Annotated in this window: 10 protein-coding genes; 7 read left to right on the forward strand and 3 right to left on the reverse strand. The window is 62.0% G+C overall.

Going from position 1 to position 12261, the window contains the following annotated elements:
* The first annotated feature begins 1 nt into the window (after position 1).
* Complete coding sequence (locus tag M1D78_RS07810; RefSeq protein ID WP_437419790.1) at positions 2 to 289, forward strand: topoisomerase II; 288 nt, start codon at positions 2 to 4, stop codon at positions 287 to 289.
* A 5-nt stretch (positions 290 to 294) separates the two neighbouring features.
* On the forward strand, positions 295 to 1281 hold the full coding sequence (locus tag M1D78_RS07815; protein WP_437419789.1) for a succinylglutamate desuccinylase: 987 nt from the start codon (positions 295 to 297) through the stop codon (positions 1279 to 1281).
* 8 nt (positions 1282 to 1289) lie between these two features.
* On the opposite strand, the gene M1D78_RS07820 is transcribed toward M1D78_RS07815, so the two are convergent.
* Complete coding sequence (locus M1D78_RS07820; protein ID WP_437419788.1) at positions 1290 to 1652, reverse strand: YgaP family membrane protein; 363 nt, start codon at positions 1650 to 1652, stop codon at positions 1290 to 1292.
* Between the two features lie 107 nt (positions 1653 to 1759).
* Positions 1760 to 3793 (reverse strand): S9 family peptidase, encoded by a 2034-nt coding sequence (locus tag M1D78_RS07825; protein WP_437419787.1) that lies wholly within the window; start codon positions 3791 to 3793, stop codon positions 1760 to 1762.
* A 457-nt stretch (positions 3794 to 4250) separates the two neighbouring features.
* Between M1D78_RS07825 and fadB the strand changes: the two genes are divergently transcribed.
* From fadB to M1D78_RS07850, 5 genes are all read left to right on the forward strand, one after another.
* Positions 4251 to 6398, forward strand: coding sequence for a fatty acid oxidation complex subunit alpha FadB (gene fadB, locus M1D78_RS07830; RefSeq protein ID WP_437419786.1), 2148 nt, complete (start codon positions 4251 to 4253; stop codon positions 6396 to 6398).
* A 13-nt stretch (positions 6399 to 6411) separates the two neighbouring features.
* Positions 6412 to 7587: an acetyl-CoA C-acyltransferase FadA gene (gene fadA / locus M1D78_RS07835; protein ID WP_437419785.1), complete on the forward strand. Its 1176-nt coding sequence runs from the start codon at positions 6412 to 6414 to the stop codon at positions 7585 to 7587.
* Between the two features lie 75 nt (positions 7588 to 7662).
* Entirely contained in the window at positions 7663 to 7890 is a 228-nt protein-coding gene (locus tag M1D78_RS07840; protein WP_437419784.1) for a DUF1653 domain-containing protein, read from the forward strand.
* 305 nt (positions 7891 to 8195) lie between these two features.
* Positions 8196 to 10805, forward strand: coding sequence for a type I DNA topoisomerase (gene topA, locus M1D78_RS07845; protein WP_437419783.1), 2610 nt, complete (start codon positions 8196 to 8198; stop codon positions 10803 to 10805).
* Positions 10806 to 10871: 66 nt separating this feature from the next.
* Complete coding sequence (locus M1D78_RS07850; RefSeq protein WP_437419782.1) at positions 10872 to 11381, forward strand: DUF6586 family protein; 510 nt, start codon at positions 10872 to 10874, stop codon at positions 11379 to 11381.
* On the opposite strand, the gene M1D78_RS07855 is transcribed toward M1D78_RS07850, so the two are convergent.
* A complete protein-coding gene (locus M1D78_RS07855; protein WP_437419781.1) occupies positions 11368 to 12225 on the reverse strand; it encodes a DMT family transporter in 858 nt (285 codons plus the stop codon). The genes M1D78_RS07850 and M1D78_RS07855 overlap by 14 nt on opposite strands.
* Positions 12226 to 12261 lie beyond the last annotated feature (36 nt).

Raw genomic sequence — 12261 nt, forward strand, 5'->3', positions numbered from 1 at the left:
CATGAGCGATAGCCTGCAACTGATCCTGGAAGATGTTGATGGAACCCAGCTGGAAACCTCCTGCACCCGCTTTGCCGTGATGTGGCAGGGCCGCGAGGTGTGGATTCAGCAGGTTGGCAACAACCAGTTGATGATCGGCGTGGATGTCGAGGACGGCGACACCGAGTACGCAAACCTGCTGCTGCGCCCGCTGGCAACCAACCTGGTCAGCCTTGAGCTGGAAATGGAGCCGGTCGAGGCGGGCGGCGACGATCATGTCCACGGCCCTGACTGCAATCACGATCATTGACATCCGTGTCCCTGCTCGCCGACCTCCTGCCGTTGACCCTCGCCGGTAGCGAGCCGGCTGAGCGGGAAGTGTTTACGCCTGCCGGCGCGCGGGTTCGCTGGCTGGCCGAAGGCTCGCTCGAGCTGACGCCCGTCGCGGCTGATGACGCAGGCCTGGACCTGGTGCTGTCGGCCGGGGTGCATGGTTGCGAGGTGGTACCGGTCAAACTACTCGATCAATTGCTGCAGCGGATCGGGCGAGGGGAGATTCGTCCCCGGGCGCGCCTGTTGCTGCTGCTGTGCAACCCTCCGGCGATGCGCGCGGGTGTGCGCCGTATCGGGCAGGACCTGAACCGGCTGTTCTGTGGCGCTCATGCCGGTCAAACCGGCTGGGAAGCTGAGCGTGTAGCCTTGCTGGAGCGGCTGGTCGCGGCATTTTTCCAAGTGCCCGGAAGAGCGCGTTGGCACTACGACCTGCATTCGGCCATGCGCCCGTCATGCCTACCCCAATTTGCCGTATGCCCCTGGGTCGCCGGGCGAACGGTATCTGAAGCGAGCCTATGGCGGCTGGGTGATGCCGCAGTTGATGCCGTTCTCGTTCAGGAGCGGCCGTCAGCCACGTTCAGTGCCCATACCGCCACCCGCCACGATGCCGACGCCTATACGGTGGAAGTCGCCGAGGCGCCTGGAGGCGGCTGGCCTGCTTGCCTGCCTCAACTCTTGGCAACGGTGCAAGGTTGGATCGAGGCACGCCCGCGGTCGCCCGATCTGCCTTTAAAGAAGCCGCAAGGGTTTCGTCTGGCTCGGGAAATCATCAAACGCAGCGAGGCGTTCGTCCTGCGCCTGCCCGCAGACATTCAAAATTTCACACCATTGCCTGCGGGCATGCTGCTTGCCGAAGACGGCACTCACCGGTGGGTCGCCGAAGGCACAGATGAGCGCATCCTGTTTCCGCTGGCGGATGTAGCGGTGGGTGAGCGTGCTGGCTTGCTCGTGGTGCCCAGACAGCTGTAGCTGCTGGGTCAGACACCCGTCGGCGGATTACGCAGCGATTCGTTTCCGGTCACTGTCGCGGTTTCCGTCGCGGCGCGCGCGTTACGTTCGAGCTGCTGCTGGTCCGATTCATGACGGTGCAGCGGCATGCTGTGGGAGCGCCCCTCTGCGAGTCGTGTGTGTTCCTCGAGTTCGCAGAGCACCCGCTTGGCTTCGCAGTGGCCGGTAAATCCGCGGGCTAGCGCCATACCGCCCATCGCAACCTGCAGGATGCCCCCCAGGCCGCCGCGGCTAAGGCCCTTGCCAAGAAAGAACAGCCCTCCGGCGATGGAGGCGGCGCGCTCCCAGCCCTGGACGTTCTGTGGGGTGTGTTTGTTGGATCCGAGGTTCATGGTCCTTCACTCCGTTGTGGTGTGAATCAGATGACCCTCCAGGCCGCCAGCCCGTTCCGCAACGCTTACGTCAGGCGTAAGCCGGTCCGACCTGCGGCCATTCCGGCTTACGCCTGGGTTAGATCGAAAACCTTGAGCAGGAACGCATATTCCAGGGCTACGTCCTTCAACGCTTGGTAGCGGCCGCTCATGCCGCCGTGCCCGGCGCCGAACTCGGTCTTGAGCAACAGCAGGCTCTCGTTGGTGCGGGTGGCACGCAACCTGGCGACCCACTTGGCCGCTTCCCAGTACTGCACACGGCTGTCGTTGTAGCCGGCAACTGCGAGCACCGGCGGATAGACCTGGGCCGTGATGTTCTCGTAGGGCGCATACGCCTTGATGCGCGCGTGGACGTCAGGCTGGTTCGGATCACCCCACTCGTCGTACTCGGTGACCGTCAGCGGCAGGTCCGGGTTGAGCATGGTGTTGAGAACGTCGACGAAGGGCACCTCGGCGATCGCCGCGCCGAATAGCGACGGTTTCAAGTTAAGGACCGCGCCGATCAGCAGGCCGCCCGCGCTGCCACCGCTGATGGCAAGTTGTGACGACGTGGTTAGCCCGTCGGCGATCAGTTGTTCGGCACAGGCAATGAAGTCTGTAAACGTGTTGGTCTTGTACTCCAGCTTACCCGCGCGGTACCAGGCTTCGCCAAGATCGCCGCCGCCGCGTACGTGAGCGATTGCAAACACGAAGCCGCGGTCGAGTAGCGAGAGGCGCGCATGCGAGAACCACGGGTCCAGGCTATGGCCGTAGGCGCCATAGCCATAGAGGTAGAGTGGGGCGGCCGAGGTAAAGGCGTCGCGGCGTCCAACCAGGCTGATCGGGACGCGGGTTCCGTCGGCCGCAGTGGCCCATATGCGCCGGCTTTCGTAAGCCTCTGCATCGAAGGGCCCTTCAACTGGCGTCTCCTTGAGCACCTGCTGTTCGCCGCTACCTAGCGTGAGCTGACGAATCTGTGCCGGGCGATTGAGCGCTTCGTAGCGCACGCGAATGACCGGGCTATGGAACTCCAGGGTGTTGTGCACGTGCAGGCTGTAGGCCGCGTCAGGCAACTGTAGGCGATAGGGCGGCGCGGCTTGCGGGCGAACCTCAATGATGGGCAGCCCGCCTTCGCGCAGGCTCAGCGTAAGCGCCGTTGCGTTCAGGCTGATGTCTTCCAGCATGACCGTGTCGTTGTGGGGAACGAGCACCTGCCAATGTTGGCGCTGCGGACTGGATTCAGGCGCTTGGTACAGCGCGAAATTGATGCCGGCCTGGTTACTGCGGATCAGCCAGCAGGGCTGCCCATCGAGCAGCCCATGATCGGGGAAATACTCGTGATCCTCTTCGCGCGGTGCCAGGCAGACCCACTCGCCCTCAGGGTAGTCCGCTGATAACACCCAGGCTTCGCTGGTCGTCTTGCTGTTGGCAAGGATGATCAGCTGGCGTTCGGAACTGGCCCGGTAGCAGTGGACGAAGTAGCGGCCGTCCGGGTCGTGGAAGGTTTCATGGCTGCCCGGCTCGCCAAGACGGTGGCGAAAGATCTTGTGTGGGCGGTGGGTTTCGTCGAGCTGTCCATAGAACAGGGTCTGGCTGTCATTCGCCCAGGTCATGCTGCCGTCGCAGTCATCAAAAGGCAGTTCACTGACCTCGCCGCTGGCCAGGTCTTTGACATACAGGCGATAAATCTCATCGCCCTCGCGGTCGAGGCTGTAGGCGAGTTTGCCGTGGTCCTGGCTGATGCTGAACGCACCCAGCGAAAGAAAGCCACCGGCGGCCAATTCGTTAGGGTCGAGTAGAAGCTGCTCGCTCTGCTCGTCGACGGTCAGTGAGCCATCGAGTGGGCGGGCGCAGCGGTAGTGGCGCGGGTATTCGTCGCCAGCGGTGGTGCGCTGGTAGTACAGCCACGGTCCCCAAGGCGACGGCAGGGACAGGTCGGTCTCGCGGATGCGGCCTTTGATTTCCTGAAACAGCTTTTCACGCAGCTCGGCCTCGCCAGCCAACTGCTCGTCAAGGTAGGCGTTTTCGGCCTTGAGGTAATCGAGCACATCCGGCGCGTCGCGGCTTTCCAGCCACTTGTAAGGGTCGGAGCCCTGGTCGGCACGGGCAATGGGGGCGGACATTCGAAACTCCTGGAGATGCCTGCGCGTGGAGGCGCGGCCGTGAACGTAAAGCGCGCAGTGTACTCGGCGCGTCGTGAATTTGTGACGACCAGCCGCAGGCGGGGTTCCAGTGCGTGGCGAAGCGGGCATCACGCATATGAATGATGATTGATGGATGCTGATCCGCCGGTTCGAATCGCACGCGTTGGGCGTCGGCTAGTCTTATCGGACTGATTGGCCGTGAGCCGAGTCGGCGGGCTGTTGGCGCCGATTGACAATGGCTCGCTTTTCCATGAAGGTGTGCTCACCCAAATCAAACGGGCGTATGAATCGAGCGTTTGCCCTGCAAGCGCCGTCTGCCCGGATTATCGTGTCGGTGGGTGTCGTTTCTCTGGGTCGCTTCCGCGGCCCGGTGGCGGTTCAAGGCCGCAGACGTGCGACACGTAACGTTCAGCTTCCATACCGTGGAGATCAGTTGATGATTTACGAAGGTAAAGCCATCACGGTTAAGGCTCTTGAGAGCGGCATCGTCGAATTGAATTTCGACCTCAAGGGTGAGTCCGTCAACAAGTTCAACCGCCTCACTCTCAATGATCTGCGCCAGGCCGTCGATGCCATCAAGGCGGATACCTCGGTCAAGGGCGTCATCGTCACCAGCGGCAAGGACGTATTCATCGTCGGCGCCGACATCACCGAGTTCGTCGACAACTTCAAGCTGCCGGACGAAGAGCTGGTCGCCGGTAATCTCGAAGCGAACAAGATCTTCAGCGATTTCGAGGACCTCGGCGTACCCACGGTCGCCGCGATCAACGGCATAGCCCTGGGCGGTGGTTTCGAAATGTGCATGGCGGCCGACTATCGCGTCATGTCGACCAACGCCAAGGTGGGTCTGCCTGAAGTCAAACTGGGCATCTACCCGGGCTTCGGCGGCACCGTTCGTCTGCCGCGCCTGATCGGTGTGGACAACGCTGTCGAGTGGATTGCCTCGGGCAAGGAAAACCGCGCTGAAGACGCCCTAAAGGTGCGTGCGGTCGATGCCGTGGTCGCCCCTGAGAAGCTGCAGGACGCTGCTCTGGACCTGATCAAGCGCGCCATCTCCGGTGAGCTGGATTACAAGGCCAAGCGTCAGCCCAAGCTGGACAAGCTCAAGCTCAACGCCATCGAGCAGATGATGGCCTTCGAAACCTCCAAGGGCTTCGTTGCCGGTCAGGCGGGTCCGAACTACCCGGCCCCGGTCGAGGCGATCAAGACCATCCAGAAAGCTGCCAACTTCGGCCGCGACAAGGCCATCGAAGTCGAGGCTGCAGGCTTCGTCAAACTGGCCAAGACCTCGGTTGCGCAGAGCCTGGTCGGTCTGTTCCTCAGCGATCAGGAACTGAAGAAGAAGGCCAAGGCCTACGACAAGCAGGCCCGCGACGTGAAACTGGCTGCGGTACTGGGCGCTGGCATCATGGGTGGCGGTATCGCCTACCAGTCGGCTGTCAAGGGCACGCCGATCCTGATGAAGGATATCCGCGAAGAGGGTATCCAGATGGGGCTGGACGAGGCCTCCAAGCTGCTCGGCAAGCGTGTCGAGAAAGGCCGTCTGACCGCTGACAAGATGGCTCAGGCGCTTAACGCGATCCGCCCGACCATGTCCTACGGTGATTTCGGCAACGTCGACATCGTCGTCGAAGCCGTGGTCGAGAACCCGAAGGTCAAGCACGCCGTGCTGGCCGAAGTGGAAGGCCACGTTCGCGAAGACGCGATCATCGCTTCCAACACCTCCACCATCTCCATCAGCTACCTGGCTCAGGCGCTCAAGCGGCCGGAAAACTTCTGCGGCATGCACTTCTTCAACCCGGTGCACATGATGCCGCTGGTGGAAGTCATTCGTGGTGAGAAGACCAGCGAAACCGCTATCGCCACCACCGTCGCCTACGCCAAGAAGATGGGCAAGAGCCCGGTCGTGGTCAACGATTGCCCAGGCTTCCTGGTCAACCGCGTACTGTTCCCGTACTTCGGCGGCTTCGCTCGCGCCATCGCCCATGGCGTCGACTTCGTTCGCGCCGACAAGGTGATGGAGAAGTTCGGCTGGCCCATGGGCCCGGCGTACCTGATGGACGTTGTCGGCATGGACACCGGCCACCACGGCCGTGACGTGATGGCCGAAGGCTTCCCGGACCGCATGAAGGATGACAGCAAGACCGCTGTTGACGTCATGTATGAGGCCAACCGCCTCGGTCAGAAGAACGGCAAGGGCTTCTACGCCTACGAGATGGACAAGAAGGGCAAGCCGAAGAAGGTGGTCGATCCCCAGGCCTATGAGCTGCTCAAGCCAATCGTCAGCGAGACCCGCGAGCTGTCCGACGAGGACATCATCAACTACATGATGATCCCGCTGTGCCTGGAAACCGTTCGGTGCCTGGAAGACAACATCGTCGAAACAGCTGCCGAAGCCGACATGGGTTTGATCTACGGCATCGGCTTCCCACCCTTCCGTGGTGGTGCGTTGCGCTACATCGATTCGATCGGCGTCGCCGAATTCGTCGCGATGGCCGACAAGTATGCCGACCTGGGCCCGCTGTACCACCCGACCGCGAAGCTGCGTGAGATGGCTGCCAACGGCCAGCGCTTCTACGGTTAATCGAGGAAAGAATATGAGCCTTAACCCGAGAGACGTCGTCATTGTCGACTTCGGCCGTACCCCGATGGGTCGTTCCAAGGGCGGCATGCACCGCAACACCCGCGCCGAGACCATGTCCGCGCACCTGATCGATGGCTTGCTGGCACGTAACCCCAAGGTCGACCCGGCCGAAGTGGAAGACGTGATCTGGGGCTGCGTCAACCAGACCCTGGAGCAGGGCTGGAACATTGCCCGCATGGCCTCGCTGCTGACCCGCATTCCCCACACCAGCGCCGCGCAAACCGTCAGCCGCCTGTGTGGCTCGTCGATGAGCGCGCTGCACACGGCCGCCCAGGCGATCATGACCGGCAACGGTGATGTCTTCGTCGTCGGTGGGGTCGAGCACATGGGCCACGTTGGCATGATGCACGGTGTCGATCCGAACCCGCAGCTGTCGCTGTATGCCGCCAAGGCGTCCGGCATGATGGGGCTGACCGCCGAGATGCTGGGCAAGATGCACGGCATCACTCGCGAACAGCAGGATGCCTTCGGTGAGCGTTCGCATCGCCTGGCGCATCAGGCAACCGTCGATGGCATGTTCAAGGATGAAATCATCCCGATGGAAGGCTACGACGAGAACGGCTTCCTCAAGGTCTTCGACTACGATGAAACCATTCGTCCGGAAACCACACTCGAGAGCCTGGCCGCGCTCAAGCCTGCCTTCAATCCGAAGGGTGGCACCGTCACTGCGGGTACCTCCTCGCAGATTACCGATGGTGCCTCGTGCATGATCGTCATGTCGGCGCAACGCGCGCAGGATCTGGGCATCCAGCCGATGGCCGTGATCCGCTCCATGGCCCTGGCAGGTGTCGACCCGGCCATCATGGGCTACGGCCCGGTACCGGCGACGCAGAAGGCGCTCAAGCGTGCCGGTCTGACCATGGACGACATCGACTTCGTCGAGCTCAACGAGGCTTTCGCCGCCCAGGCCCTGCCTGTGCTGAAGGACCTGAAGCTGCTCGACAAGATGGAGCAGAAGGTCAACCTGCACGGCGGCGCCATCGCGCTGGGCCATCCGTTCGGTTGCTCGGGAGCACGTATCTCCGGCACCCTGTTGAACGTGATGAAGCAGAAGGGCGGTACCCTCGGCGTGGCCACGATGTGCATCGGGCTGGGCCAAGGTATCACCACGGTGTTCGAACGCGTCTAAGCTGTCGGGAACGCGAAGACCGGGGCCACGCGCCCCGGTTTTGTTTTTCAAGCAGTGCTCGGACGGAGAATTCAGATGCAAGTAACGCCTGGCCGTTACCGCCATTACAAAGGCCCGGAATACCGGGTCTACGCGGTTGCCACCCATTCCGAAACGGAGGAGCCCGTGGTGTTCTACCAGGCGCTCTATGGCGATTTCGGGCTATGGGTACGGCCCCTGTCGATGTTCGTCGAAACGGTCGATGTCGATGGTGAGACGCTGCCGCGCTTCGCCTTGATCGAGGCGGAACCCAGCCGCTTTTGAAGGCCATGGATGAGCCTGGGCTTAACCCTCGTGCTTGACCTTGCGTCCGTCGCCACTATATATAGCGGTGCTTTTCCAGCAGAGCGTGCATCGCCGTGCGCTGCCGGGATTGGTAAAAAGACCCACCGGGCAGCGGCGCTGCCAAGGGATTTCGCAGTGGGTATGGAAGATTTCCGAGGCATTTCGTTGCCTCACCGCAGCGCTGGACTGGCCTGCTTCGCTTCTTTCTGCGGTACCGATCTGTGGTGTGCTGCGCCGCCGATCCACTCTTAAAGCCATCTCTAGATTCAGGAACCTTCCTCTCCATGGGTAAATCGCTGGTCATCGTGGAATCACCGGCCAAGGCCAAGACAATCAACAAGTATTTGGGCAACCAGTACGTGGTGAAGTCGAGTATCGGCCACATCCGCGACCTTCCCACCAGCGGCTCGGCCGTTCGCGAGCCGGCCAAGCGGGGCAAAGCCGCCGCCGAGGCACCTGCTTTGTCACCGAAGGAGAAGGCCAAGCGCCAGTTGGTCGCGCGGATGGGCGTCGATCCTGAGCATGGCTGGAAGGCTCGCTACGAAATTCTCCCTGGCAAAGAAAAGGTCATTGACGAACTGCGTAGGCTGGCCAAGGAAGCCGACACCATCTATCTCGCGACCGACTTGGATAGAGAGGGGGAGGCCATCGCCTGGCACCTACGCGAATCGATAGGCGGCGATGACAGCCGATACAAGCGCGTGGTGTTCAACGAAATTACCAAGAAGGCCATCCAGGAGGCCTTCGCTCAGCCGGGCGACCTGGACATCAACCGTGTCAATGCGCAGCAGGCGCGGCGCTTTCTTGACCGTGTGGTTGGCTACATGGTCTCCCCGCTGCTGTGGGCCAAGATCGCCCGCGGCTTGTCTGCCGGCCGCGTGCAGTCCGTCGCCGTAAAGCTGGTCGTCGAACGCGAGCGCGAGATCCGCGCCTTCGTGCCGGAGGAGTACTGGGAAGTTCATGCCGATCTTGCAACCTCTAGCGACGCCAAGGTTCGCTTCGAGGTGGCGCGTGAGAACGGCGAGGCTTTCAAGCCGCTGAATGAGAGCCATGCCATGGCAGCGCTGGAGCAGCTCAAGGGCGCCAGCTACAGCGTGGCCAAGCGCGAGGACAAGCCGACCAGCAGCAAGCCCTCGGCACCTTTCATCACCTCGACGCTGCAACAGGCGGCGAGCAATCGCCTCGGTTTCGGCGTGAAGAAAACCATGATGATGGCGCAGCGACTCTACGAAGCGGGCTACATCACCTATATGCGTACCGACTCGACCAACCTGTCCGCCGATGCATTGACCATGGTCCGTGGCTTTATCGAAGGCGAGTTCGGCGACAAGTACCTGCCGGAGAAGCCCAACTTCTATTCCAGCAAGGAGGGTGCACAAGAGGCCCACGAAGCCATCCGCCCTTCGGACGTCAACCTTCGGCCGAACCAGCTGTCTGGCATGGAGCGCGACGCGGAGCGCCTCTATGACCTGATCTGGCGCCAATTCGTGGCCTGCCAGATGCCGCCGGCTCAATACCTGTCCACCAGCGTGACTGTGACAGCCGGCAACTTCGAATTGCGTGCAAAGGGGCGCATCCTCAAGTTCGACGGGTATACCAAGGTGATGCCGCAGCAGAGCAAGAGCGGTGAGGACGATGTACTGCCGGAAATGAACAAGGGCGACGGGATGAAGCTGGTCAAGCTCGACCCGAGCCAGCACTTCACCAAGCCGCCGGCGCGTTACTCCGAGGCCAGCCTGGTCAAGGAAATGGAAAAGCGCGGCATCGGCCGGCCGTCGACCTATGCGGCGATCATCTCGACCATCCAGGACCGCGGCTACGTCTCGCTGCACAACCGCCGCTTCTATTCCGAGAAGATGGGCGACATCGTCACCGAGCGGCTCTCCGAGAGTTTCAATAACCTGATGGACTACGGCTTCACTGCCGGCATGGAAGAGCACCTCGACGACGTGGCCCAGGGCGAGCGTGAGTGGAAGCACGTACTCGATGAGTTTTACGGTGACTTCCGCAACAAGCTTGAGCTTGCCGAGGGCAGCGAGAACGGTATGCGCGCCAACCAGCCGACGCTGACCGACATTCCCTGCAAAGTTTGTGGCCGGCCGATGATGATCCGTACGGCTTCGACCGGCGTATTCCTGGGTTGCTCGGGCTACAGCCTGCCTCCCAAGGAGCGCTGCAAGTCGACCGTCAATCTGGTTCCGGGTGACGAGATCGCCGCGGATGACGAAGGCGAGTCCGAGTCCCGCGTGCTGCTGGGCAAGCATCGTTGCCCGATCTGCAGCACCGCGATGGATGCTTATTTGTTAGACGAGACGCACAAGCTGCATATTTGTGGCAACAATCCCGACTGTACTGGTTACGAAATCGAAGAAGGTCAGTACCGGATCAAGGGCTACGAAGGCCCAAGCCTCGAATGCGACAAATGCGGTAGCGAAATGCAGCTCAAGACTGGGCGCTTCGGCAAGTTCTTCGGTTGCACCAACGCCGAATGCAAGAACACGCGCAAGCTGCTACGCAATGGCGAGGCGGCGCCGCCGAAGATGAATGCAGTGAAAATGCCGGAGCTCAAGTGCGAGAAGGTGGATGACACGTACGTCCTGCGCGATGGCGCGTCCGGCCTGTTCCTGGCGGCGAGCCAGTTCCCGAAGAATCGCGAAACCCGTGCACCGTTGGTCAAGGAGCTCATTTCTCACCGCGACGAGATCGATCCGAAATACCATTTCTTGCTCGATGCGCCGCAGCAAGACCCGGAGGGGCGCCCCGCAGTCATTCGCTTCAGCCGCAAGACCAAAGAGCAATACGTGCAATCGGAGGTCAACGGAAAGCCGACCGGCTGGAAGGCATTCTTCGATGGCGGCAAGTGGAAGGTCGAAGACAAGAGCACTCCGAAGTAACATCCACTTGGGCCGGCCGCCACATAGGTGCTCCGGCTCAACCTCAACTCAGTGGAGACCACCGCCATGGCGCACGAGCTCTATACGCGGACCAACCAGAAAATCTACTTTGCCGGTTTGTCCCTTGAAAGCTGGCGACGCGCCGAGGAAAAGAGCGGGCTGAATGCGCCCGGCCTGATCCAGGCCGAGCGGGAGGCGAGCTTATTCCACCTGTATGGCGCCGTGCTTGGCTTGTGCCATGAGGTCGCCGGTTACTACCGCCTGCCCAACGCCGGCGAACCCCGTGTCGAGGCGATGCTGATTGGCCAGGCCAGCCCCAGCCCGGAGTTCAGCGAACTCATGGAGCTCACGGCGAACGACGAAACCTGGCTTGCGCAATTGCTCAAAGCGCATGCTGGATTGTTCGAGCCACCGCGCGCACCCGCAAAGGCCAAGACAGACCCAAGCCTGCCGATCATCGAAGCGGTGAGCATTGGCGAAGAACGCCCGGCGTTGTCTCGCGAGCAGGTCGAAACCTGGCGGCAAGACCTCAAGGCACTGGCGCTGCGTTTTCGTGAGGCGCTTACCGAGTGGTAACGCCTCGGGTTCGCTGCCGTGGAAGAAGCACGAGCGCGATGCCCCCGAGAATGGCCAAGCCGGCGAGCACGATGCGCCCGGTAAGGCTTTCACCCAACAACAGGCTTCCAGCGAGGGCTGTGATCAGCGGTACGCTCAACTGGACACTGGCACCCTGAACGGCGCTGAGTCCCGGTAGTGCGGCATACCAGATCGCGTAGCCGATCCCCGACGTCAGGGCGCCGGACGCTAAGGCATACAGCGCGCCGGTCGAATCCCAGTCTAGCCGCGCCATCGCGGCCACGCACAAAGCTGCCGCGATAGGCGTCCCGCGCGCGAAATTGCCCGCTGTGGTTGCCAGCGGGTTCGGCCTTCCTTTGCCCATTAGCGAGTACGCCCCCCACGCGACGCCTGATACAACCATCAGCAGCGAAGCTACCAACGGGGGCGCGCTTGCACCCGGAAGCAGGAGCGCGACCACGCCGGCGGCAGCCAGAAGCATGCCGCCGATCTGCATGGCCACTAGGCGTTCGCCGGACAATAGGCCCCACCCGATCATGCTGAGCTGGACTGCTCCGAATAGCAGTAATGCCCCAGCGCCGGCGTCGAGCTGGACGTAGGCATAGGAAAACGCAGCGGCGTACGCGAACAGGGCGAGCGCGCCGCGCCAGCTCCCGGCGGGCGCGGTTGTCTTCGCTCGCATACGCACGATTAACCAGAGCACACCGGCGCCAGCGAACAGGCGTAACGCCGTGAACGTGGCCGGATCGATTGTGCTGTCCCGCAGCGCGGCGCGGCACAGCAATGAGTTACCGGCGAAGGCAAGCATGGCCAGAGCGGTGAGCAAGTAGGTCCGCGACGTCATAGGGGTTGGGTCCGCATGGCTGGGCTGCACAAGCCC

Source organism: Pseudomonas sp. SA195 (genome assembly GCF_054131565.1).

Bases quoted from the DNA above. Each gene is read 5' to 3' on its own strand.
- M1D78_RS07825 (WP_437419787.1), bottom strand. From the start codon at position 3,793: ATGTCCGCCCCCATTGCCCGTGCCGACCAGGGCTCCGACCCTTACAAG.
- fadB (WP_437419786.1), top strand. From the start codon at position 4,251: ATGATTTACGAAGGTAAAGCCATCACGGTTAAGGCTCTTGAGAGCGGC.
- M1D78_RS07840 (WP_437419784.1), top strand. From the start codon at position 7,663: ATGCAAGTAACGCCTGGCCGTTACCGCCATTACAAAGGCCCGGAATAC.
- fadA (WP_437419785.1), top strand. From the start codon at position 6,412: ATGAGCCTTAACCCGAGAGACGTCGTCATTGTCGACTTCGGCCGTACC.
- topA (WP_437419783.1), top strand. From the start codon at position 8,196: ATGGGTAAATCGCTGGTCATCGTGGAATCACCGGCCAAGGCCAAGACA.
- M1D78_RS07855 (WP_437419781.1), bottom strand. From the start codon at position 12,225: ATGACGTCGCGGACCTACTTGCTCACCGCTCTGGCCATGCTTGCCTTC.
- M1D78_RS07820 (WP_437419788.1), bottom strand. From the start codon at position 1,652: ATGAACCTCGGATCCAACAAACACACCCCACAGAACGTCCAGGGCTGG.
- M1D78_RS07810 (WP_437419790.1), top strand. From the start codon at position 2: ATGAGCGATAGCCTGCAACTGATCCTGGAAGATGTTGATGGAACCCAG.
- M1D78_RS07850 (WP_437419782.1), top strand. From the start codon at position 10,872: ATGGCGCACGAGCTCTATACGCGGACCAACCAGAAAATCTACTTTGCC.